We start from the raw sequence: 24,327 nt of genomic DNA on the forward strand, positions 1-24,327 counted from the left end.
AGTAAATTTAAAATGATTTTAAATATATAAAAAAAATTATATAGCTATATCTCCTTTTATATGAGGATATGGATTATAATTTTTTATTAAAAAATCTTTAAAAGAAAATTTGAATATATTTTTAACTAATGGATTAAGTATAATAATTGGAAGTTTTTTAGGAACTCTATTTATTTGCAAATTAACTTGATTTATATGATTATTATAAATATGTGCATCACCTATAGTATGAACCAGAGTTTTTGCTTTCAAATTAAGTGTATTTGCTAACATTTTAAGTAAAAATGAATAAGAAGCTATATTAAATGGTAATCCTAAAAAAATATCAGCACTTCTTTGATACAATAATATAGATAATTCTTTATTTAAAACATAAGCTTGAAATAATACATGACACGGAGGTAAAGCCATATAATCAATCATTCCCACATTCCATGATGATACAATCAAACGTCTTGAATTAGAATTATATTTTATTTCTTTTATTAGATTATTTATTTGATCAATTGAATCATTTTTATACGATGGCCATTTTCTCCATTGGAATCCGTATATTGGACCAAGATCTCCGTTATCATCAGCCCATTCATCCCAAATTTTAACTTTGTTTTTTTTTAAATACTTTACATTAGTATATCCTTTTAAAAACCATAATAATTCGTAGATAATTGATCTTACATTTAATTTTTTTGTAGTAAGAAGTGGAAATCCTTTTTCTAAATCAAATTTCATTTGATATCCAAATATACTTATTGTTCCTATACCAGTTCTATCTTTTTTATTTTTTCCATTTTTTAATACATATTTTAAAAGACCTATATATTGTTTCATAATAAATTTAATTTTAATTTTAATTTAAAAAGTATTTTTGCATAAAAAAAATATGACTATGAGTCAAAATATTATATTTTTTTCTACAAAAAGTGGTTTAGAATTATCAAAAAGTATAGCATTCCATTATGGAAAGTATTTAGGAAAAGTTAAATTTTTAAAATTTAGTGATGGTGAATATATTCCACGTTTTGAACAATCTGTTAGAGGTAGTAAAGTTTTTTTAATAGGATCAACATTTTCTCCAGTTGATAATTTAATGGAACTTTTATTAATGTGTGATGCAGCTAAAAGAGCGTCAGCTTATAGTATTACTTTAGTAATTCCATATTTTGGATGGGCTAGGCAAGATCATAAAGATAAACCAAGAACTCCTATAGCCGCTAAACTTATAGCAAATTTAATAACTGCATCTGGAGCATCTAGAGTAATGACTATGGATCTACATACAGATCAAATTCAAGGATTTTTTGATATACCTGTAGACCATTTATATGGTTCTAGAATATTTATTAATTATATTAAAAAATTAAATATAGATCAATTAACTATTGCTTCTCCAGACATGGGAGGGGCAAAAAGGGCTAGAAGCTATGCTGGATATCTTGGAACAGATGTAGTAATCTGTTATAAAGAAAGAAAAAATGCTAATAAAATAGAATTTATGAATCTTATAGGAAATGTTGATGAAAAAAATATCATACTTATAGATGATATGGTAGATACAGCAGGAACTTTAACAGAAGCAGCTAACTTGATAAAAAAATTAGGGGCAAAAAGTGTACGTGCGATAGCTACCCATCCAGTATTATCTGGAAATTCATATGAAAAAATTTATAATTCATCTATAAAAGAATTATTAGTAACAGATAGTATACCAATAAAATTAAAAAGTGACAACAATAAAATAAAAGTATTATCTTGTGCACCACTATTTGCAGAAGTAATGAAGTCAATGAAAAATGATGAGTCGATTAGCAGTAAATTTTTAATTTAAAAAAACAATGGATTTTATAAAAATATGTGGAAAAATAAGAAAAAAAATAGAAATTGGTAATAAAAAATGTAATAATTTTTTTAGAAAAAATAAAAAAATACCATGTATCATATATGGTAAAAATCTAAATATACCATTTTATGCTACAGTAGATGAATTAAATAAAATAATGATTCATAATAAAAAATGTGGAGTTTTTATAAAATTAGAAGATAATAAATACATAAAAGCAATACAAAAAGAAATACAATACGATTCAGTAAAAGATACAATAATACATGTTGATTTTTATAAAATAGAGGACTCTAGTCCTATTATATTAAATATTCCTATTGAATTTATAGGAAGACCTATTGGTGTTATTAAAGGTGGAGAATGTAATTACTTTATTAAAAAATTGATTATAAAATCTATTGCAAAAAATATGCCAGAATGTATAAGAATAAACATACATAATTTAGATGTAGGAGATAAAATAGTAGTAAAAAATTTAAAAATAAATAAGTATATAATATTAAATTCAGATGATGAATTAATTGTAAAAATTAAAATTCCACGTGTTATACGTACTTCTAAAGAAGAAAATAAAAAAGAAGAAAATAAAAAAGAAGAAAATAAAATTAATAATTAATCACTGTGGATTTATGTCTTTTAAAGATATTCATTTTATGAAAATAGCAATAAAAGAAGCTATAATCGCTTTAAAAAATAATGAAATCCCAATAGGTGCTGTAATTACTTATAATAATTTTGTTATAGCAAAAACTCATAACTTAACAGAAAGTTTAAATAATTCCACTGCACATGCAGAAATTTTAGCTATTAATATAGCATCTAATTTTTTAGGAAAAAAAATAAGAAAGTGTGTAATGTATATTACATTAGAACCATGCCTAATGTGCATAGGTGCTATCTTATGTTCAAGAATTGAAAAAATTGTATTTGGCGCAAGTAATACTAAAGGATTTTTACTTAATAAAATAAAATTACATACAAAAATTATATTTGTATCAGGAATTATGAAAAATAAATGCGAATCTTTAATACAAGATTTTTTTTTATCAAAAAGAATTAAATATAAAAAAAATATTTAAATAATTATTTTATTATTTTTTTTTAATTTTAATATTATTGGTAAAGTTGTTGTAATAATAATTAATAATATCATCCATTCAAGATTATTTTTTAATTTAGGAAAATTTTTATCTAAATAATGACCAGCTAACATTATAGATGATGTCCATATTATTGCACCTATTATATTATATATCATAAATTTTTTAAAATTTACTTTAATAGCACCTGCCACAATAGGAGCAAAAGAACGAAACATTGGAAGAAATCTACTTATTATTAAAGCAGTAGTTCTATATTTATTGTAGAATGATTTTGCTAATATTAAATGTTTTTTTTTAAAGAAAAAAGAATCTTTCTTTTTATATAATAGTTTTCCTGATTTATATCCTAACCAATAACCTTGTATATTTCCTAGAATTGCTACTAATGCTACAATTAAAATTATTACAAAAAAAGGTACATTATAAAAATTTTTACATAAATCATTTCCAAATATTCCTGCCGTAAAAAGTAAAGAATCACCAGGAAGAAGAAATCCAATAAAAAAACCAGTTTCTGCAAATACAATTGCCAAAATAATAAATAAAGCAGTATTTCCAAAATATATAAAAATCCATCTAGGATTAAATAAATGATGAAAAAAATCCCAAAAATCCCAAAAATTTGACATTAAATGAATATCGTGATAGAATGAAAAATTAAATATTTCCATTTTTTTACTTATTTTTCAAAAATAATTAAATAATATTACATTAATAATTAAATAATATTACATTATTATATGGATTATATTGTCAAATTTATTAATATTTTAGTATGGATTCCTAATATATTTTTTATTATTATAGGTTTTATTTTTATAATTTTCTGGTTATATAAAATATTTAATTTTAAAGATTAACTTATCAACAAAAGTAACATTTTTTTGAATATAATGAATAATGTAAAAGCAAATGATTTAATTTTATTTGATGAAGAAGCTTATGATAAATTAAAAAGATATTTAATTTACAATGTTTCTTCCATAGAAGAAATATTTATTTTAGTAGATAGTATTACTAAAAAATATTGTTTACCTATATTACTTAAGTATTTATTTTTTATAAAAAAACCTAATGTAATTACAATTAATTCTGGAGAAACAGAAAAAAATATATATACATGTATAAAAATATGTAAAGAAATAGAAATAAAAAAAGGTACAAGAGATAGTATCCTAATAAACTTAGGAGGAGGAGTACTAACAGATATAGGAGGATTTGTAGCTTCTATATTTAAACGAGGGATTAGATTTATAAATATTCCAACTACTTTATTAGGTATGGTTGATGCATCAATAGGATATAAAAATGGAATTAATTTAGGATCTATAAAAAATGAAATAGGATCATTTTATATACCTGAATTATTGATTATAGATATTAATTTTTTGAAAACACTTGATGATAAAGAAATAATATCTGGAATGTCTGAAATGTTTAAATATGGATTAATAAGAGATAAAGAATTTTGGATAGATATGAAAAAATATTATACATATATAAAAAATAAAAAAATAGAAGAAAAAAAATTTAAATGTTTAATTAAAAAATCCATTATGATAAAACAGGAAATAGTGGAAAAAGATCCTAAAGAAAATGGATTAAGAAAAATTTTAAATTTTGGTCATACTATAGGACATTCTTTAGAAAGTTTTTTTATGAAAGATATTAATAAAAAAATTATTCATGGAATAGCTGTTGCAAATGGAATGATATATGAATCATGGATTTCATATCAACTTAATATGTTATCAAATATAGATTATAAAGAAATTAAATCAACATTATTATATTTATATCCAATAACAAATAAATTCTCTAATAAAGAAATAGAATACATGTTTAAAATTATGCAATATGATAAGAAAAATAAAAATAATAAAATTCAATTTTCATTAATAAAAAAAATAGGAAATTGTTCTTATAATTGTATAGTTTCAAATAGTTTAATAAAAAAAAGTTTTATAAAATTTTAAAAAATTAAAAATATTAACATAAAAAAAATGATAGAAGGAGAAAAACTCATTTCAATTAATATTGAAGATGAAATGAAATCATCTTACATAGATTATTCTATGTCAGTTATTGTTTCAAGAGCACTGCCTGATGTTAGAGACGGATTAAAACCTGTACATAGAAGGGTATTATATGGAATGTATAAACTAAATATATTTTCCAATAATTCTTATAAAAAATCTGCACGTATTGTAGGAGAAGTATTAGGTAAATATCATCCTCATGGAGATATTTCTGTTTATGATACTATGGTTAGAATGGCTCAAAAATGGATTAGTCGTTATCCACTTATAGATGGACAAGGAAATTTTGGATCATTAGATTCAGATCCTCCAGCTGCTATGCGTTATACAGAAGTTAAAATGAAAAAGATTTCGGAAGAAATGTTATTAGATATAAATAAAAATACTGTAGATATGAAGTTGAATTTTGATGATTCATTAGAAGAACCTACAGTACTTCCAACTAGAATACCAAACTTATTAATTAACGGCTCTTCTGGCATCGCTGTTGGTATGGCTACTAATATACCTCCTCATAATTTGAAAGAGACTATAGAAGCCATTTGTGCTTATATAGATAGTAATAATAGTTTATCTATAGAACAAATAATAAAATATATTAAAGCCCCTGATTTTCCTACAGGTGGAATTATTTATGGATATAGTGGAATAAAAAATTATTTTTTAACAGGAAAAGGTCGTATTATTTTAAGAGCTAAAATTCATTTAGAAGAAATACAAGGAAGAAAATCAATTGTTGTTGATGAAATACCGTATCAGGTTAATAAATCAGAAATGATATCTAAAACTATAGGATTAATAAAAAATGGTAAAATAGATGGTGTTTATCAAGTTCGTGATGAATCAGATAGAAATGGATTACGAATTGTTTACTTTCTTAAACAAAATACTAATCCTGAAATTTTATTAAATAAATTATTTCAATATACATCTTTACAAACTTATTTTAATGTTAATGTAATTGCTTTAGTAAAAGGGAAACCTTCTCAACTAAACATAAAAGATATAATTAAAAATTTTTTAGAACATAGACATGACATAATAATTCGTCGTACAAAATATGAATTAAAAAAATGTAAAAATCGTATTCATATTTTAGAAGGATTTTTAAATATATTGAATAATTTAAATGAAATGATTCAATTTATTAAAAATTCAAAAAATAAGAATGATGCTAATAAAAAATTAATAAAAGAATTTAACTTATCAGAAAATCAATCAAAATCTATTCTAGATTTACGTTTACAAAGTCTTACTTCTATGGAACAAAAAAAAATAAAAGAAGAACATGATGAATTAATAAAAAAAAACTTTTTTTTAGAAAATATTTTATCTAAATATTATATTAGAACAGATCTTATTAAAAAAGAACTTTTAGAAATAAAAAGAAAATATTCTGATTCACGACGTACACAAATAGATTACTCTGGTAATGAAGGAAAAATTAAAATAGAAGATTTAATTGAAGATATACAAGTAGTTCTTACTATATCTCAGGCAGGATATATAAAAAGAACTTCTTTGTCAGAATATAAACGTCAAGGTAGAGGAGGAATAGGTAACAGGGGAGCTACTGCAAGAGAATCTGATTTTTTTAAGCATTTATTAATAGCAACTAATCATCAATATTTACTTTTATTTACAAAAAATGGAAAATGTTTTTGGTTAAGAGTATATGAAATTCCAGAAGGATCAAAAATTTCTAAGGGTAGAGCAATACAAAATATTATTGACCTCAAAAAAGATGATAAAGTAAATGCTTATGTTTTAATAAATGATCTAACTGATAAAAAATATGTAAAAAATCATTATGTTATTATGGTTACTAAAAAGGGAATTGTAAAAAAAACGTCTTTGTACCATTATTCTCGTCCTAGAAAATATGGAATAAATGCTATTGTTATTAGAAAAGATGATTCTTTATTAGAGGCCTTTTTAACAAAAGGAAATAGTCATGTTTTTATTGCATTAAAAAGCGGGAGAATTATTCGTTTTTCTGAAAAAAATGTTCGTCCTACTGGAAGAAATTCTTTTGGAGTTATAGGTATAACTCGTTCAAATGAAAAAGACGAGGTCATTGGGATGATATGTGTAGAAAATATTGTAAAAAAAATAGGATATTTATTAGTAGTTTCTAAAAATGGTTTTGGTAAAAGATCTAAAATAGAAAATTATAGATTAACTAATCGTGGAGGTAAAGGTATAAAAACTATAAATACTACGAAAAAAGTAGGTCATTTACTTTCCATTAAATACGTAAAAGAAGAAGATGATTTAATGATAATAAAAAAATCAGGTATTATTATAAGAATTTCAATATCAGAGATAAGAGTTATGGGTAGAAATACTCAAGGAGTTAGACTAATAAATATAAAAAATAATGATGCTATAGCAGATGTAGCAAAAGTATACAAAAATGTTAATTGAATAAAATTATTTTAATTGTATTTAACAATTTTAAGTTTTTTTTTAATGAAAAAAAAGCCAATTATTTTAGTAACAAATGACGACAGTATAAGTGCACCTGGAATTAGAGCTCTTATTCACATGATGAATTCTTTAGGAGAAGTATATGTCGTTGCACCAAATAAAGAAAAATCAGGAATATCTCATGCAATAACTATGGACACTATTTTATATTGTAATTCAATAAAAATTGATAATGGTACACAAAAAGAATGGGAGTGTTCTGGAACACCTGTTGATTGTGTAAAATTAGCTATAAATAATATTCTTCCTAAAAAACCTGATATTTGTGTATCAGGAATTAATCATGGATCAAATTCTTCTATAAATATTGTATATTCTGGAACAATGTCCGCAGTAATTGAAGCTAGTATAGAAGGAATTCCTTCTGTTGGATTTTCTTTATTAGATGTAAAATTTAACGCAGATTTTTATTCTTCAAAAGAATATATATGTAGAATTGTTAAAAAAGTTCTTAATAATTCTATTCCAGATAATGTAATTAGTCTTAATGTTAATATTCCAAAATTAAGAAAAAATCAAATAAAAGGAATAAAAATATGTAAACAAGCTAAATCTAAATGGAAAGAATGTTTTGAAAAACGTTATAATCCTTCTGGAAAACATTATTATTGGTTATTTGGAAGTTTTATTAGTAATAAAAAGATTATAGATACTGACGAATGGGCTTTAAAAAATGGATATATTTCAATTGTTCCTGTACAATTTGATTTTACAAATTATTCTATATTAAATACGTTAAATTCATGGACTTTTATTTTTCTATTTATTTATCCATTTATTTAATAATATTGTGAATATAAATCCAAATAAAATACAAGATTTTCTTGGTCAACGTGATATTATAGAACCTTTGAATATTTTTATTCAAGCTGCTAAAAATAGAAATGAAGCTTTAGATCATGTTTTATTCCATGGACCTCCAGGTCTAGGAAAAACTACTTTAGCCAATATAGTAGCTAAAGAATTAAATGTTAATATAACAATTACGTCTGGATCAATTTTATATAAACCCTGTGATTTAGCTGGATTACTTATTCATTTGAAAAAAAATGATGTAATATTTATTGATGAAATTCATAGATTATCTACTGTTGTTGAAGAATATTTATATTCTGCAATGGAAAACTACAAAATAGATGTAATTATTGATTCTGGATCTAATGCAAGATCTGTACAAATAGATCTATCTCCATTTACTTTAATAGGTGCAACTACTAGGTATGGATTAATTACATCTCCAATGAGATCTAGATTTGGAATAAATTTTCGTATGGATTTTTATGAAAAAAGTATACTAAAAAATATTATATTTAATAATGCAAAAATATTAAAAATTCCTATTACAAAAGAAGCATTATGTGAAATTTCTAATAGAAGTAGAGGTACTCCACGTATAGCTAATTCATTACTTAGAAGAATAAGAGATTTTGCTCAAATAAAAGGAAATGGAATTATTGATAATAAAATATGTAATATCGGATTAAAAGCACTAAATGTAGATAAAAATGGATTAGACGAAATAGATAATAAAATTTTACTATTTATTATTAAGTATTTTAAAGGAGGACCAGTTGGAATTAATTCTATAGCATCCGGTATAAATGAAAATACAGATACACTAGAAGAAGTTCATGAACCATTTCTTATTAAAGAAGGATATCTAATAAGAACACCTAGAGGACGTAAAACTACTGAATTAGCATATAAACACATAAAAAACTTTTTTATAAAAAACTAAAAAATTAAAATATATTTAAAATAACTTTATAACTTTAAATATTAAAATATTATATCATGCCTTCAAATGTTATTGTTGGACTCCAATGGGGTGATGAAGGAAAGGGAAAAATTACAGATTTTCTTTCCAAGAATTCTGATTATGTTATTCGTTATCAAGGTGGAAATAATTCAGGTCATTCTATTCATATTGAAAATAATTACTTCATTCTTCATTTAATACCATCTGGTATTGTTTATCCTAATGTAAAATGTATAATTGGTCCTGGAATGGTAGTAGATCCAAAATTTTTAATTAAAGAATTAATTAACCTTAAATCAATGGGAATTAACGTTGATAATATATTTATAGCAAAAAGATCTCATATAATTATGCCTTATCACATACTTTTAGACAAATATAAGGAAGAATATTTAGGAAAAAATTTTATAGGAACTACAAATAAAGGTATTGGGCCAGCTTATGAAGACAAAATATCACGAATTGGTATTCGTATGTTAGATTTTTTTTATCCAGATATTTTTTATAAAAAGTTAAAAAATAATATAGAACTTAAAAATATAATTTTTAAAAAAATTTATAAAAAACCAACTATTTCAGTTGAAATTATTTATAAAAAATATATGGAATATGCAAAAATTCTTTCATCTAGAATTATAGATGCTGTATATGAAATTCATATTGCATTAAATAAAAATAAAAGAATTTTATTTGAAGGTGCTCAAGCAATGTTATTAGATATAGATTACGGAACATATCCATTTGTTACTACATCTTCTTCTACTACTGGTGGAGTATGTGTTGGTTCCGGAATACCTCCAGTTGGATTTGATAATTTTTTTGGAGTCATAAAATCATATTGTACACGAGTAGGAAATGGTCCTTTTCCAACAGAAATAATCAAAACTAAATTAGTAAATTATTTAAGAAATAAAGGAAATGAATATGGTTCTACAACAAAACGTCCTAGACGTTGTGGATGGTTAGATTTAGTTGCTATTAAATATTCCTGTAAAATAAATGGAATAAATTATTTAATAATGACAAAATTAGATGTATTAAACGGATTAAATTATATAAAAATATGTATAAAATATGAAATTGATGGATTGGAAGTAAATTACTTTACTCCAGATATAGGAAATAATAAAATAAATTGTATTTATAAAAAATTTAAAGGATGGAATCAAAATATTTGTGATATTAAAGAATATGAAAATTTACCAATAAATTGTAAAAAATATATTAATTTTATTGAAGAATATATAGGATTAAAAATTATATTGATATCTATTGGATCAGAAAGAAATAAAAATATAATTAAATATAAACATTTATTTTATAAAATTTTTTCTAGTGAAAAAATATGAAAATCCATTAGTGGAAAAATACGGAAGTAAAGAAATGTCATATAATTTTTCTCCAGAAAAAAAAATTATTATATGGAGAAAATTATGGCTAAATTTAGCAAAAATACAAAAAGAATTAGGATTAAATATAAGTAATGAACAAATAAATGATCTAGAAAATAATTTATATAATATTGATTGGGATAAAATTAATTTTTTTGAAAAGAAATTTCATCATGATGTAATGGCTAATTTATATGCTTTTGGAGAAAAAGCTATAATAGCAAAACCAATTTTACATTTAGGAGTTACAAGTGCATTTTTAGGAGATAATACAGATATTATACTTATTAAAAATGGATTAAAAATATTATTAAAAAAATTAATAAATATAATATTTCGTTTAAGAAATTTTACTATAGAATATTATAAAACTCCGACTTTAGCATATACTCATTACCAACCAGCACAATTAACTACTGTAGGAAAACGTTCTTCATTATGGATGCAAAGTTTACTTTTTGATATTGAAGAATTAGAATTTAGATTAAAAAATTTACCGTTTAGAGGAGTAAAAGGTACAGTAGGTACTGCTGCTAGTTTTAAAGATTTATTTAATGGTGATTTAAATAAATTAAAAATTTTAGAAAAAAAATTATCAAATAAATTCGGATTTAAAAATATATGTCCAATAACTGGACAAACTTATGATAGAAAAATAGATTCACAAATATTAAATTTATTATCTAATATATCTCAGTCTTCTCATAAGTTTAGTAACGATATACGTTTATTGCAAAATTTAAAAGAAATTGAAGAACCTTTTGATGAAAATCAAATAGGATCTAGTGCTATGGCTTATAAGAGAAATCCAATTCTAAGTGAAAGGATTTCTTCCATATCAAAATATGTTATATCAATTTCTAACAGTTCTGCAACAGTTGCTGCAAATCAATGGTTAGAACGTACTTTAGATGATTCGGCGAATAGAAGACTAGTAATTAGTCAATCATTTTTATCTGTTGATGCAATTTTAATAATATGGAATTATATTTTAGAAAAAATTTATGTATATCCTAAAATGATTGAAAAAAATATTAATGAAGAATTACCATTTTTAATAACAGAATCTATTATAATAAAATGTGTAAAAAAAGGATGTGATAGACAAGAAATACACGATAGAATTAGAATTCATTCTATGAAAACATGTTTAGAAATAAAATTGAATGGTTTAAAAAATAATTTTATTGACAGAATTTTAAAGGATGAAAAAATTCCAATATGTAAAAATGAAATAGATAAATTACTTAATCCTAAAAATTTTATAGGATTTTCTCCAGAACAGTCATTGGACTTTGTGGAAAAAAAAATTAATCCTATATTGGAAAAATATTATAGTTTAATTGATTTAAATTCTTCATCGTCTTATATTAAATAAAAAAATGATTTTTTTATCAAAAAAAAAAAATTATAGGATTTATATAAAAAAAAAATCAATATTTGATATAGATTCTTTATTATTATACAAAAAATTAAAAAAGTTAAATATACCAATAAATAAAATTGTTATATATAATATGTATGATTTTTTTAAAATAAGTAAAAATTTACTTATTGAATTTTTAAATAAAGTACTTTTAGATCCTGTAACAGATATTATGTATTTTAAAAAAAATTTTAAAAATCCATTTTTTGAATGTTATTTAAATAATGGTGATGACCGTGAAAATGCAGCAATACAATGTATTAAAGCATTTAATCCAAATGAGTCTAAAAATGTATCTATAAAATTTAAATTATTAATAGAATTTATAGGAATAAAATATTACGATATAAATAAAATAAAAGAATTTATTAAAAATGATTATTCTTACATTTTTTTAGATAAAATAAATAACAAAAAAATAAATAAAAAAGTTAATGTTAATATTAACAATTTCATTAACTGTAATAGTAATAGATTAATAGAAATACATAAAAATTTAAATTTATCTATAGATTTAAAAGATTTATCTTTTATTAAAAAATATTTTAATAAAGAAGAAAAAAGGAATCCTACAGAAGAGGAGATAAAAATTTTAAATACTTATTGGTCTGATCACTGCAGACATATAACTTTTTTTACACAATTAGAAAAAATTTCTTTTAACGGAGTATTAAAAAAAATATATAAAAACGTATTTGATAAATATTTAAATGATAGAAAAAAAATAGGAAAATCAAAAAATCCTATAAGTTTAATGGATTTAACTAAAATACCATACAAAATATTTATTAAAAAAAAAAAAATAAATATCATTAGTGAAGAAAATAATGCTTGTATAATTATGATAGATGTTCTTTTTTCAAAAGAAAAAAAAATAGAAAAATGGTATTTATGTTTTAAAAACGAAACTCATAATCATCCTACAGAAATAGATCCGTTTAATGGAGCCTATACTTGTATAGGTGGCGCTATTAGAGACCCGTTATCTATAAGATCATTCGTATATCAAAGTTTAAGATTAAGTGGTATTGCAGATCCTAGATGTTCAAAAATAATAAATGGAAAATTATCGCAAGATAAAATTTGTATAGAATCTGCTAATGGGTTTAGTTCATATGGAAATCAAATAGGATTATCAACTACTCATGTAAATGAAATTTATCATGAAGGATATAGAGCAAAAAAAATGGAGGTTGGTATGACAATTGGAGCTACTCCAGTTAATTTTATAAAATGGGGGATACCTGAAAATGGAGATATAGTATTACTAATAGGAGGAATTACAAAAAAAGAAGGTATAGGAGATGCAAATGATTCATCAAGAATAATTAATAATTATGAATATATTAGAAAAAAACGAATGGGAAATCCTATAATAGAAAGAAAAATTCAAAGACTTTTTAGAAAAAAGGAAATTACTTCTTTGATAAAAAAATGTAATGATCTTGGTGCTGGAGGTTTAGCAATAGCTTTGAGTGAAATACATGATAGTATAGAAATTTATTTAGATAAAGTTCCGTTAAAAAAAAATGATAATTTAAATCCTATAGAAATCGCTCTTTCTGAATCGCAAGAAAGAATGGTAATAGTTACAGATCCTATAAACATAAAAAAAATTATTAAATTATCTAAAGAAGAAAATTTAATAGCTACTCCTATAGCTAAAATAACTGGAAATAAACGAATTATTTTTTTTCATAAAAAAAGAAAAATTTTTGATATAAAAAATTCGTTTTTAAATACAAAAGGAGCTAAAAAGAAAAATAAAGTTATTGTAGAATCTCCTAGTTATATTTCACCTTTTAAAAAGTCAAAAAAATATGTTTTTAATAAGAAAAATTTCTTAAAATTTCTTTCTAAATTAAATATAACTTCTCAATTAAGTATAGTTGAAATGTTTGATAGTACAGTAGGAGGAACTACTGTATTAATGCCATTTGGTGGGAAATATCAAATGACTCCTTCTGAAGGAAGCGTACAAAAAATACCAGTATTACATGGAAGTACAGATACTGTAAGTATCGCATGTTGGGGATTTCATCCTGAGATATCTACATGGAGCCCATTTCATGGTGGAGCTTATGCTATATTAGAATGTATCTCTAAAATAGTTGCAATAGGAGGTAATTATAAAAAGACATATCTTAGTTTTCAAGAATATTATCAAAAATTAGGAAAAAATCCTATAAATTGGGGTAAACCTTTTTCATCATTGTTAGGTGCATATCATGCACAAATGTCTCTAGGAATAGTTTGTCTTGGAGGAAAAGATTCAATGTCTGGAACGTATAAAAACAAACATGTACCTCCTACTTTAATATCTTTTGGAATAACTACTGAATTATGTTCAAATATAATATCTCCAGAATTTAAAAAAGTAGGTAATAAAATATATTTATATCATCATTTTCCTGATAAAAATGAAATGCCAAATTTTGATTCAATAAAAAATGCATATAATAAAATATATAATGGAATTTGTGATAAAAAAATTTTTTCTGTAAAAACTATAAAAGATGGTGGAATTGCTATTGCAATTTCAAAAATGTCTTTTGGAAATAAATTAGGAGTTAAAATAAATTATGAAAAAAATTTATTAGAAACTCATATTGGATCATTAATTATAGAATCTTCGTCTTCATTATCAAATGAATTTATCCTAATAGGAAAAGTTACAGGATCAAAATATTTAGAATTTAACGGAGTACGAATTAGTATAGATTCAGCTATAAAAAGCTGGTCTTCAACGTTGTATAATATAATTTCCAATTATTATCCTTGTAAAAATAAAAATAAAGATTATTTAAATATTAATATTTATAAATCAAAAAATAATTCAAAAGAAAATAGAAAGTATTATTATAAGTTTAAAAAAATATGTAAACCTAACGTATTTATTCCTATATTTCCAGGAACTAATGGTGAATTTGAATCTATAAGAGCTTTTGAGCATTTTGGAGCAAAAGTTAATAGTTTTGTTTTTAAAAATTTAAATTATAATGGAATTTTAGAATCTATACATTATATAAAAAAAATTATAAGGTCTGTACAAATTATTATGATTTGTGGAGGATTTAGTGCTGGAGATGAACCAGATGGATCTGCAAAATTAATTATATCCATATTACAAAATTCATACATAAAGGATTCTATTGAAAATTTTCTTAATAAAGATGGATTGATACTAGGAGTTTGTAACGGATTTCAAGCATTAATAAAATCAGGTTTATTACCATACGGAAAAATTTGTTTGAGAAATAAAAAATCTCCAGCTTTAATTTTAAATAAGATAAAAAAACACGTATCACAATGTGTTCATATAAAAATTATTTCTGATTATTCTCCATGGTTAAACGGTATGAAAAATAAAATATATACATTTCCTATTTCTCATGGAGAAGGCAGATTTTATGCTGAAAAAAATATTACAAATAATTTATTTAAAAAAAATCAAGTAGCAGCTCAATATGTTAATTTAGATGGTATTCCTAGTTTAGAAAAAAGATATAATCCTAATGGATCAATTGAATCTATTGAAAGTTTATTAAGTAATAATGGTAAAATTTATGGTAGAATGACTCATCCAGAACGTATTTTTGATAGTGGAATATTGAAAAATATACCTCGTAATAAAGAAGATTCTATTTTTATGAATGCAATAAAATATTTCTTATAAAAATTTTTATACTATGAAAGTATCTATATTTATTGGTAGTATTTCTGACATATCAATTATGAAAAATTCTTCTGAATTATTAAAAAAATTTAAAATAAATTATAAATGTTATATAATTTCAGCACATAGATTACCAAATATTTTATTAAATACCATAAAAAAAATAGAGAATGAAAATACAGAATTAATTATTGCTGGAGCTGGATTATCAGCTCATTTACCAGGAATTATATCGTCTCAAACAATAATACCAGTTATAGGTGTTCCTATATATAATCCAAATAATAGTACATTAGGTGGTATTGATGCTCTTTTTTCCATAACACAAATGCCAAAGGGAATACCAATTGCTACTGTAGGAATAAATAATTCTTATAATGCTGCTATGATGGCAGTACATATTTTATCTTTAAAATATGATTGTTTAAAAAAATTATTGATAAAATTTAGAGAAAATATTAAAAAAAAATTAGAAAATGAAATAGAACAATATTTATAAAATTATGAATAATAATAGTTTTATTATAAAAAAAAATGTTTTAATAGAAGGAAAAACTAAAAAAATATATTTAACTAACGATCCTTTTAAAGTAATTCTTCATCATAAAGACAATTTAACGGCTTTAAATGGATTGAAAAAAATTTTTTTATTAGATAAAGGAGTATTAAACAATGAAATTACTACATTAATATTTAAATTTCTTAATTCATCTGGAATAAAAACTCATTTTATTCAAAAAATAAATAATAGAGAACAATTATGTCATAAAATACAAACAATTCCTTTAGAATTTGTAATAAGAAATGTTGTTACTGGAAGTTTATCTAATCGTTTAGGAATTAAAGAAGAAAAAAAAATACCAAATGGTATAATAGAAATTTTTTATAAAAATGATACTTTAGAAGATCCATTAATAAATGATAATCATGCAGTATTCTTAGGAATTATTTCTTATGAAGAATTAAATCGTATTTATTCAATTTTAAAAAAAATAAATAATTTATTAAAAATATATTTTTTAAATAAGAATATTATATTAGTAGATTTTAAAATTGAATTTGGTAGAAATAATAAAAATGAAATATTATTATCTGATGAGATAAGTCCTGATACTTGTAGATTTTGGGATAAGGAAACAATGAAAAAATTAGATAAAGATTTATTTAGGCTAGAATCACAAAAAAAAGAAAAAATATTTGATTCATATATGGAAATATTAAAAAGATTAAATCAAGAATAAATTTATTAAAATTTATTTTAACTTTTAACAAAAAAAACATTAAATCTAATAAATAATTTTTTTGGATAAATTTCATGAAGAATGTGGGGTATTTGGAATATACTCAACACTAAAAATAGATATTTTCTCGTTTATTCAATCCGGCTTATTTTCTTTGCAACACAGAGGTCAAGAAGCATGTGGTTTTTCTATATTAAAAAATGGATTTATTTTTACTTATAAAAGCGAAGGATTAGTTTTAGATTTTTTTCAAAAAATATCAAATTATAAAAGATATTGTATTGGAAATGCAGTTGTTGGACATACTCGTTATTCAACAGAAGGAGGACAGAATAAAAAGAATATTCAACCATTTTTTGGAAAAAGTTCATGTGGAAAAACTATTATATCTATAGTTCATAATGGAAATATAATTAATGCAAAAAATATAAGAAAGAAATTAGAGTATAAAGGAATTAATTTTTTTTCTGAATACTCAGATTCAGAAGTAATATTACGTTTAATTCAAAAAAATTTATTAGAAAATAATAATAATTTAGAAGAATCTATAAAAAAAACAACCTTTAATATTAAAGGAGCATATTCAGTAATTGTATTAATGGATAACAAAATGGCAGCATTTAGAGATCCTAATGGAATTAGACCTTTATGTTATGGATTTTTAGACGAAAAAACTTATATTTTTAGTTCTGAAACATGTGGAATAGATGCGGTGGGAGGTACTTATGTTAGAGATTTATTTCCAGGAGAACTTATAATAGTTGATGATAATTCAATTAAATTTTCAATGATAAGTAAAACAGAAAATATAAAAAATAGAATATGTTCTTTTGAATACATTTATTTTTCTAGACCAGATTCTGTAATTGAAAACTTAAATGTTTATAAAATTCGTGAAAAAAGTGGAGAAAAATTATACGAACAATATCCTGTAAAAGCTGACGTTGTTATCGGAGTACCAGATTCAGGAGTACCTGCTTCTATAGGGTATTCAAAAGCATCTGGGATACCTTTTAAGCCTATATTAATAAAAAATAAATATATAGGTAGATCTTTTATTTTACCTAAACAAGAAATTCGTGAAAAAATGGTTAATTTAAAATTAAACCCAATTTTACATGAAATAAGAAGTAAACGTGTTGTTATTGTTGATGATTCTATTGTTCGTGGAACTACTAGTAAAAAACTAATTGACATTTTAAAAAAATCAGGGGCTAAAGAAATTCATTTTCGTAGTGCTTCACCTCCAATAATTGCCCCTTGTTATCTTGGAGTAAATACTCCAATTAAAAAAGATTTATTTTCATATAATTATAAAAATAATATAAAAAAAATATTAGATGTAGATAGTCTAGAATTCCTAAGTATGGATAATTTAATAGAAATTTTAGGAGGAAAAAATTATTGTTTTGGATGTTTTACTGAAGAATATCCAATTTAATAAAATTATTTTACTTATTTCATAAAATGAAAATACATTAATTACTTATGAAAGTAAAGAATAATATAACATATAAAATTAATAAAATTTTAAAAAAAACTTATACAAAAAAAGTATTAAGTAATTTGGATCATTTTTCAGGATTTTATAAAATATATAATAAATATAAAAATCCTATTCTTGTTTCTGGAACAGATGGAGTTGGTACAAAAATTTGTTTATCTATAAATTTTAAAAAATATGATCTAATTGGAATAGATTGTTTTGCTATGTGTATAAATGATATTTTATGTCATGGTGCAGAACCTATGTTTTTTTTGGATTATTTAGCATGTAATAAAATTAATTCTTTTATTATAGAAAATATTATAAAAGGTATAGCTTGCTCATGTAAAGAAAATAATACATGTTTTATTGGTGGAGAAACCGCGGAAATGCCTGGATTTTATCCTAAAAATGGATATGACATTGCAGGATTCTGTGTTGGTATAGTTGATCAAGACAATCTTATTGATGGAAAAAAATTAATTAAAGAAAATGATGTTATAATAGGATTTGAATCATCAGGAATTCACAGTAATGGTTTTTCTGTTATTAGAAATATTTTTTCAGAAAATGATTTAAAAAAAGGTTTTTTTGACAAAAAACCTTTTTATGAAATACTTTTAATACCAACTAAAATTTATTATAATTTAATTAGTTATTTATTAAAAAAAATTTCTATACACGGAATTGCACATATTACTGGAGGAGGAATTTTAGATAATTTATCTAGAATTATTCCTGAAAATTTATCTGCTGTAATAGATAAAAAAAAAATTCCTATTAAATCTATTTTTAATTTTATACAGAAAAAAGGAAATTTATCTGAAGAATTAATGTGGAAAACATTTAATATGGGATTAGGTATGATTATTATCATTTCTTCAAAAGAAAAAGATTTTCTATTAAAAAAAATTAAAATTAAAGAAAAACCATATGTTATAGGTTCTATTGTAAAAAGAAAAAATAAAGAAATTAATTTAATATGAAAAAAATAATATTCTTAGTATCTGGAAATGGAACTAATATGATGCATATTTTAAATGCTATTAATAATAAAATTTTATATAATTTCGAAATAATATCAGTAATTTCTGATAGAAATTGCAAAGCTATAGAATATGCTAGTAATAACAATATTAGATTTTTTTCTTTAAAAAGAAATAAATTTTTATCCAAAAAAATAGATATTTTACTCGTTAAATATAAACCAAATATTATAATATTATCTGGATTTCTTTCTATACTTAATAAAGAAATTTGTAAAAAATGGTATGGAAAAATTATAAATATACATCCTTCTATTTTGCCTAAATATGGTGGTAAAGGTATGTATGGGGAAAAAGTTCATGAATTAGTTATAAAAAATAAAGATAAAATATCAGGAGCTACAATACATTTTGTTACAGAAAAAATAGATTCTGGTAATATTATAATTAACGGAAAATGTAAAATATCTAATAATGAAGATGTTAATTCTTTATCAAAAAAAATTTCCAATATTGAAAAAAAAATTTTAATAGAATCATTAAAAATTTTATGAAAAGAGCTTTAATTAGTGTTTATAAAAAAAATAAGGAATTATTAGATTTTTCTTTTTTTTTGAAAAAAAAAAAATATGAAATTATATCAACTGGAGGTACTTATGAATTTTTAAAAAAAAACGGATTATATCCAATAAATATTTCAGATGTTACATCTTTTTCTGAAATTTTGGATGGAAGAATTAAATCTATACATCCTAATATATATGCTGGAATTCTAGCTAATCGTTCTATCAATAAACATTTAGAATCAATTAAAAATAATAATATTAAATTGATTGATATTGTATTAATAAATTTTTATCCATTTAATGAAAAAAAAAGTAATAAATCTATTAAAATGAAATCTTTATTAGAATTTATAGATATTGGAGGACCTTCTTTAATTAGAGCAGCAGCTAAAAATTTTCATTATGTTACACCAATTATAGATAGTAATGATTATGAATCAGTAAAAAAAGAAATTAATTATAATGGATTTACATCTTTAATTTTAAGACAAAAATTAGCAGGAAAAGCATTTAACTTTACTTCTAATTATGATTATATTATTTCTAAATACTTTTTAAAATTAAAAGTAGAAAAATTTCCAAAAAAAATAAACCTTTTTTATGAAAAAAAAATGAATCTTCCATATGGAGAAAATCCACATCAAAAAGCTTCATTTTACGTTGACAACATAAATAAAAAAGGTTCTATGTATAATTTTAGCCAAATTCATGGAAAAAAAATTTCTTTTAATAACATAAGGGATATAGATATAGCTTGGAAAATTGTAAATCAATTTTATAAACCTACTTGTTGTATTATAAAACATTCTACTCCATGTGGAGTCGCATGTGGTAATAATAATGTTGAAGCATTTAAAAAAGCTTATAGTGCAGATCATATTTCTTCTTTTGGAGGAATAGCAGCATTTAATACAAAAATTTCATATGAATTGGCAATAAAAATTAATAATTTGTTTCTAGAGGTAATTATTGGGCCATCATATGATGATGATAGTCTTTCTATTTTAAAATCAAAAAAAAATTTAAGAATTATTAGTATAAATAATCCTATTTCAAATAAGATGGATTATGTACAAGTTGATGGTGGATTATTAGTTCAAGAATCAGATTATAGTAATAAAAATGATAATTATAAAATAGTTACAAAAAGAAATTTTTCTAATCAAGAAATAAAATCCATTTTTTTTGCACAAAAAGTAGTAAAATTTGTAAAATCTAATGCTATTGTAGTTGCTAGTGGAATGCAAACAGTAGGAATATCTGGGGGACAGACAAATAGAATATGGGCAGCACGCCAAGCTATAAGTAGAGCATTGGAATTAAAAAAAAATAAAAAAAAATTAGTTCTAGTATCTGATGCATTTTTTCCTTTTAAAGATATAATAGATGAAGTTGCAAACTCTAAATTAATATATGCGATTTTACAACCTGGTGGTTCTATAAGAGATTCAGAATCTATTAATGCTTGTAATAATTATGGAATAGCAATGGCTTTTACTGGAAAAAGATATTTTAAACATTAAAAAAATTATGAAAATTTTAATTCTTGGAGAAGGAGGTAGAGAACACGCTATTGGAAAAAAATTATTAGAAGATAATTTTGATATAAATTTATATTTTTATCCTGGAAATGGTGGTACAAAATTAATAGGCCATAATATAGAAAAAAAATGTTCTATTTTAGATTTAGTAAATTTTTCTAAAAAAAACAATATAAGTCTTACAATAGTTGGATCAGAAATTTTTCTTATGAAAAAAGTTGTTGATTTATTTCAATTTCATAAATTGAATATAATTGGACCAAATTATAATTCTTCTAAATTAGAAGGAGATAGAATTTTTGCAAAATCTTTTATGAAAAAATATGGAATAAGAACTCCTAAATATGAAACTTTTTATTCATATGATAAAGCTAAAAACTTTTCTAAACAAAAAACTTCATTAGTAATTAAATCTAATGGTATTGCTTCAGGAAAAGGAGTTATTATTTCCCATAATAAAAATGAATATCAAAAAGCATTAAAAAGTATTATGGTAGAAAAAAAATTTGGAAAATCTGGAGAAAAAATAATAGTAGAAGAATATTTAAATGGAAAAGAAGTTTCTATATTATCAATTTTAAACAATAATAGAATTATTCCTTTTATATCTTCTAAAGATTATAAAAAAATAGGAAATAATAATTTAGGTTTAAATACAGGAGGAATGGGGGCTATTAGTCCAAATCCATATATGAAAAATCATATATGGAAAGATTTCAATGAAAATATATTAGAACCTACTATTGAAGGTTTAATTTCAGAAAAATTAACTTTTCTAGGATTTTTATATTTTGGATTAATGATTTATAATAATAAAATTTATTTATTAGAATACAATACTAGATTAGGAGATCCAGAAACACAATCCATACTTCCATTAATGAAAAATAACTTTCTTAACATGTTAAAATCTTTTTTTTACGAAGATAAAATAAATATTTCATGGAAAAATTATTGTTCATGTTGTATAGTATTATCTTCTTTAGGATATCCAGAAAAATATAATATAGGTTATATAATAAATAATTTTAATAAATTAGAAGAACCTTTTTATATTGCTGGAGCAATGAGAAAAAAAGGAAAATGGATTACTTCTAGTGGAAGAGTATTGAATATTATAGGAATTGATACAAATATCAAATATGCAAGAAAAAATGCATATGAAAAAATCAATAAAATTAAATGTAATAATCTTTATTATAGAAAAGATATAGGTTTATATTAATATGAAAATTGGAGAATTAATTATTGTATTAGATTTTGGATCACAATATAGTAATATAATTGTAAGAAGAATTAGGCATTTAGGTGTACATACTATATTATGCTCACATAATATTTCTATATATAATATTTTATCTAAAAAACCTAAAGGAATTATTTTATCAGGTGGGCCATTTTCTGTATATAATAATAATGCTCCATTAATATATAAAAATATTTTAGAATTAAATATTCCAATATTAGGTATTTGTTATGGAATGCAGTTAATTTCTTTTTTATTTGGAGGAAAAATAGAATCATCAAAAAATAAAGAATATGGAAAATCTTATTTAAAAATAATAGATGAAAAAAATCCATTATTTTTAGGAATCCCAAAAAAATCTATAATTGTTTGGATGAGTCATTCTGATGAGACTAAAGAAATTTCAGAAGAGTTTAAAGTCATAGGAAAAACTACCTCTTGTTCAATTGCTGCATTTTGTCATAAAAAAAAAAATATTTATGCTCTTCAATTTCATCCAGAAGTAAGTCATACAGAATTTGGAATGTTAATCATTAAAAACTTTATTTTAAAAATTTGTAAATGTAATGCTAATTTTAAATTAAAAAATATTATAAAAAAAAGTATTGATAATATAACTAAAATAGTTTCCAAAAAAAAAGTAATATTAGGAATATCTGGTGGATTAGATTCTTTTGTTGCAGCTTCATTAATTTATAAAGCAATAGGAGATTCTTTACACTGTATTTTTGTTAATAATGGACTTCTTTTAGAAGAAGAAGAAAAATCTATTGATAAAATTTGTAGTATAGTTAAATTTCCAATTAATATAATAAACGCTAAAAATCAATTTTTATCTAAATTGACTGGAATTATTGATCCAGAAAAAAAAAGAAAAATTATAGGTGAAGAATTTATTAAAATATTTGAAAAAGAATCAAAAAAAATAAAAAATGTAGAATTTCTAGCTCAAGGAACGATTTATTCAGATGTTATTGAATCTTCTAAAGATTCTTCAAAATTATCAGTTAATCCAATTAAGTCCCATCATAACGTTGGAGGATTACCGAAAACTATAAATTTAAAACTACTTGAGCCACTAAAAAAATTTTTTAAAGATGAAGTTATTGAAATTGGATATATACTAGGATTACCTAAATATTTATTATATAAACATCCATTTCCTGGCCCTGGAATAAGTATACGTATTATTGGAGAAATAAATGAAAAAAAAATTTCTATTTTAAGAAAAGCAGAAAATATTTTATTTCAAGAATTAAACAATTATAAATTATATACAAAGCTTAATCAAGCTTTTATAATTTTATTACCAATAAAATCTGTTGGAATAATGGGTGATAAAAGATCATATGAATATACCGCTATATTACGTTCAATTAATACAAAAGACTTTATGACTGCTACTTTTTCAAATTTATCTTATGAATTTTTAGAAAAAGTGTCAAATAGAATAATAAATGAAGTAGATGGAATAAATAGAATGTTGTATGACATTTCATCTAAACCTCCTTCTACTATTGAATGGGAATAGTAA

At 22.4% G+C, this 24,327-nt stretch carries 20 protein-coding genes; 18 read left to right on the plus strand and 2 right to left on the minus strand.

Features of this window, described 5'->3' with window-relative positions; genetic code table 11:
- Nucleotides 1-36: 36 nt before the first annotated feature.
- Complete coding sequence (locus H0H34_RS00655) at nucleotides 37-831, minus strand: thymidylate synthase (RefSeq protein WP_185873411.1); 795 nt, start codon at nucleotides 829-831, stop codon at nucleotides 37-39.
- Nucleotides 832-889: 58 nt separating this feature from the next.
- On the opposite strand from H0H34_RS00655, the gene H0H34_RS00660 reads away from it, so the two are divergent.
- The 3 genes from H0H34_RS00660 to H0H34_RS00670 are packed head-to-tail and all read left to right on the plus strand — an operon-like array spanning nucleotide 890 to nucleotide 2,922.
- Nucleotides 890-1,828 carry a ribose-phosphate diphosphokinase gene (locus tag H0H34_RS00660; protein ID WP_185873548.1) on the plus strand — a complete coding sequence of 313 codons (939 nt, stop codon included), beginning with the start codon at nucleotides 890-892 and terminating at the stop codon, nucleotides 1,826-1,828.
- A 7-nt stretch (nucleotides 1,829-1,835) separates the two neighbouring features.
- Nucleotides 1,836-2,459: a 50S ribosomal protein L25 gene (locus H0H34_RS00665; RefSeq protein WP_185873412.1), complete on the plus strand. Its 624-nt coding sequence runs from the start codon at nucleotides 1,836-1,838 to the stop codon at nucleotides 2,457-2,459.
- Between the two features lie 13 nt (nucleotides 2,460-2,472).
- Complete coding sequence (locus H0H34_RS00670) at nucleotides 2,473-2,922, plus strand: nucleoside deaminase (protein WP_238785460.1); 450 nt, start codon at nucleotides 2,473-2,475, stop codon at nucleotides 2,920-2,922.
- On the opposite strand, the gene H0H34_RS00675 is transcribed toward H0H34_RS00670, so the two are convergent.
- On the minus strand, nucleotides 2,919-3,617 hold the full coding sequence (locus H0H34_RS00675) for a DedA family protein (RefSeq protein ID WP_238785461.1): 699 nt from the start codon (nucleotides 3,615-3,617) through the stop codon (nucleotides 2,919-2,921). The two genes, H0H34_RS00670 and H0H34_RS00675, sit on opposite strands and share 4 nt — an antisense overlap.
- A 222-nt stretch (nucleotides 3,618-3,839) precedes the next feature.
- Between H0H34_RS00675 and aroB the strand changes: the two genes are divergently transcribed.
- From aroB to guaA, 15 genes are all read left to right on the plus strand, one after another.
- On the plus strand, nucleotides 3,840-4,922 hold the full coding sequence (aroB, locus tag H0H34_RS00680) for a 3-dehydroquinate synthase (RefSeq protein ID WP_185873413.1): 1,083 nt from the start codon (nucleotides 3,840-3,842) through the stop codon (nucleotides 4,920-4,922).
- A gap of 27 nt (nucleotides 4,923-4,949) precedes the next feature.
- Nucleotides 4,950-7,412, plus strand: coding sequence for a DNA gyrase subunit A (gyrA, locus tag H0H34_RS00685; protein WP_185873414.1), 2,463 nt, complete (start codon nucleotides 4,950-4,952; stop codon nucleotides 7,410-7,412).
- 45 nt (nucleotides 7,413-7,457) lie between these two features.
- On the plus strand, nucleotides 7,458-8,258 hold the full coding sequence (surE, locus tag H0H34_RS00690) for a 5'/3'-nucleotidase SurE (RefSeq protein ID WP_185873415.1): 801 nt from the start codon (nucleotides 7,458-7,460) through the stop codon (nucleotides 8,256-8,258).
- A 7-nt stretch (nucleotides 8,259-8,265) separates the two neighbouring features.
- Nucleotides 8,266-9,213, plus strand: coding sequence for a Holliday junction branch migration DNA helicase RuvB (gene ruvB, locus H0H34_RS00695; RefSeq protein WP_394798899.1), 948 nt, complete (start codon nucleotides 8,266-8,268; stop codon nucleotides 9,211-9,213).
- A 56-nt stretch (nucleotides 9,214-9,269) separates the two neighbouring features.
- A complete protein-coding gene (locus H0H34_RS00700) occupies nucleotides 9,270-10,583 on the plus strand; it encodes an adenylosuccinate synthase (RefSeq protein ID WP_185873416.1) in 1,314 nt (437 codons plus the stop codon).
- Entirely contained in the window at nucleotides 10,570-12,003 is a 1,434-nt protein-coding gene (purB, locus tag H0H34_RS00705) for an adenylosuccinate lyase (RefSeq protein ID WP_185873417.1), read from the plus strand. The genes H0H34_RS00700 and purB overlap by 14 nt, the downstream gene beginning before the upstream one ends.
- A gap of 4 nt (nucleotides 12,004-12,007) precedes the next feature.
- Entirely contained in the window at nucleotides 12,008-15,727 is a 3,720-nt protein-coding gene (locus tag H0H34_RS00710; RefSeq protein WP_185873418.1) for a phosphoribosylformylglycinamidine synthase, read from the plus strand.
- A gap of 13 nt (nucleotides 15,728-15,740) precedes the next feature.
- A complete protein-coding gene (purE, locus tag H0H34_RS00715; protein ID WP_185873419.1) occupies nucleotides 15,741-16,226 on the plus strand; it encodes a 5-(carboxyamino)imidazole ribonucleotide mutase in 486 nt (161 codons plus the stop codon).
- Nucleotides 16,227-16,230: 4 nt separating this feature from the next.
- Nucleotides 16,231-16,968, plus strand: coding sequence for a phosphoribosylaminoimidazolesuccinocarboxamide synthase (gene purC, locus H0H34_RS00720; protein ID WP_185873420.1), 738 nt, complete (start codon nucleotides 16,231-16,233; stop codon nucleotides 16,966-16,968).
- A 61-nt stretch (nucleotides 16,969-17,029) separates the two neighbouring features.
- On the plus strand, nucleotides 17,030-18,409 hold the full coding sequence (gene purF / locus H0H34_RS00725) for an amidophosphoribosyltransferase (protein WP_317167294.1): 1,380 nt from the start codon (nucleotides 17,030-17,032) through the stop codon (nucleotides 18,407-18,409).
- 47 nt (nucleotides 18,410-18,456) lie between these two features.
- On the plus strand, nucleotides 18,457-19,440 hold the full coding sequence (purM, locus tag H0H34_RS00730) for a phosphoribosylformylglycinamidine cyclo-ligase (RefSeq protein WP_185873421.1): 984 nt from the start codon (nucleotides 18,457-18,459) through the stop codon (nucleotides 19,438-19,440).
- Nucleotides 19,437-19,994 (plus strand): formyltransferase family protein, encoded by a 558-nt coding sequence (locus H0H34_RS00735; RefSeq protein ID WP_185873422.1) that lies wholly within the window; start codon nucleotides 19,437-19,439, stop codon nucleotides 19,992-19,994. Before purM ends, H0H34_RS00735 begins: the two co-directional genes overlap by 4 nt.
- Nucleotides 19,991-21,529 (plus strand): bifunctional phosphoribosylaminoimidazolecarboxamide formyltransferase/IMP cyclohydrolase, encoded by a 1,539-nt coding sequence (gene purH / locus H0H34_RS00740; protein WP_185873423.1) that lies wholly within the window; start codon nucleotides 19,991-19,993, stop codon nucleotides 21,527-21,529. Before H0H34_RS00735 ends, purH begins: the two co-directional genes overlap by 4 nt.
- Before the next feature lie 7 nt (nucleotides 21,530-21,536).
- Nucleotides 21,537-22,772, plus strand: a complete 1,236-nt coding sequence (gene purD, locus H0H34_RS00745) for a phosphoribosylamine--glycine ligase (protein WP_185873424.1) — start codon at nucleotides 21,537-21,539, stop codon at nucleotides 22,770-22,772.
- A 1-nt stretch (nucleotide 22,773) separates the two neighbouring features.
- Complete coding sequence (gene guaA / locus H0H34_RS00750; protein ID WP_185873425.1) at nucleotides 22,774-24,324, plus strand: glutamine-hydrolyzing GMP synthase; 1,551 nt, start codon at nucleotides 22,774-22,776, stop codon at nucleotides 24,322-24,324.
- Nucleotides 24,325-24,327 lie beyond the last annotated feature (3 nt).

The organism is Blattabacterium cuenoti (genome assembly GCF_014252375.1).
GTDB classification, from domain to species: Bacteria; Bacteroidota; Bacteroidia; order Flavobacteriales; family Blattabacteriaceae; genus Blattabacterium; species Blattabacterium cuenoti_AH.

Excerpts from the sequence above, each read along its gene's own strand:
- H0H34_RS00660 (WP_185873548.1), top strand. The coding sequence starts at position 890 with ATGAGTCAAAATATTATATTTTTTTCTACAAAAAGTGGTTTAGAATTA.
- H0H34_RS00710 (WP_185873418.1), top strand. The coding sequence starts at position 12,008 with ATGATTTTTTTATCAAAAAAAAAAAATTATAGGATTTATATAAAAAAA.
- surE (WP_185873415.1), top strand. The coding sequence starts at position 7,458 with ATGAAAAAAAAGCCAATTATTTTAGTAACAAATGACGACAGTATAAGT.
- purH (WP_185873423.1), top strand. The coding sequence starts at position 19,991 with ATGAAAAGAGCTTTAATTAGTGTTTATAAAAAAAATAAGGAATTATTA.
- H0H34_RS00700 (WP_185873416.1), top strand. The coding sequence starts at position 9,270 with ATGCCTTCAAATGTTATTGTTGGACTCCAATGGGGTGATGAAGGAAAG.
- H0H34_RS00670 (WP_238785460.1), top strand. The coding sequence starts at position 2,473 with ATGTCTTTTAAAGATATTCATTTTATGAAAATAGCAATAAAAGAAGCT.
- H0H34_RS00735 (WP_185873422.1), top strand. The coding sequence starts at position 19,437 with ATGAAAAAAATAATATTCTTAGTATCTGGAAATGGAACTAATATGATG.
- guaA (WP_185873425.1), top strand. The coding sequence starts at position 22,774 with ATGAAAATTGGAGAATTAATTATTGTATTAGATTTTGGATCACAATAT.
- purC (WP_185873420.1), top strand. The coding sequence starts at position 16,231 with ATGAATAATAATAGTTTTATTATAAAAAAAAATGTTTTAATAGAAGGA.
- gyrA (WP_185873414.1), top strand. The coding sequence starts at position 4,950 with ATGATAGAAGGAGAAAAACTCATTTCAATTAATATTGAAGATGAAATG.
- purE (WP_185873419.1), top strand. The coding sequence starts at position 15,741 with ATGAAAGTATCTATATTTATTGGTAGTATTTCTGACATATCAATTATG.
- H0H34_RS00655 (WP_185873411.1), bottom strand. The coding sequence starts at position 831 with ATGAAACAATATATAGGTCTTTTAAAATATGTATTAAAAAATGGAAAA.
- H0H34_RS00665 (WP_185873412.1), top strand. The coding sequence starts at position 1,836 with ATGGATTTTATAAAAATATGTGGAAAAATAAGAAAAAAAATAGAAATT.
- purD (WP_185873424.1), top strand. The coding sequence starts at position 21,537 with ATGAAAATTTTAATTCTTGGAGAAGGAGGTAGAGAACACGCTATTGGA.
- aroB (WP_185873413.1), top strand. The coding sequence starts at position 3,840 with ATGAATAATGTAAAAGCAAATGATTTAATTTTATTTGATGAAGAAGCT.
- purM (WP_185873421.1), top strand. The coding sequence starts at position 18,457 with ATGAAAGTAAAGAATAATATAACATATAAAATTAATAAAATTTTAAAA.
- H0H34_RS00675 (WP_238785461.1), bottom strand. The coding sequence starts at position 3,617 with ATGGAAATATTTAATTTTTCATTCTATCACGATATTCATTTAATGTCA.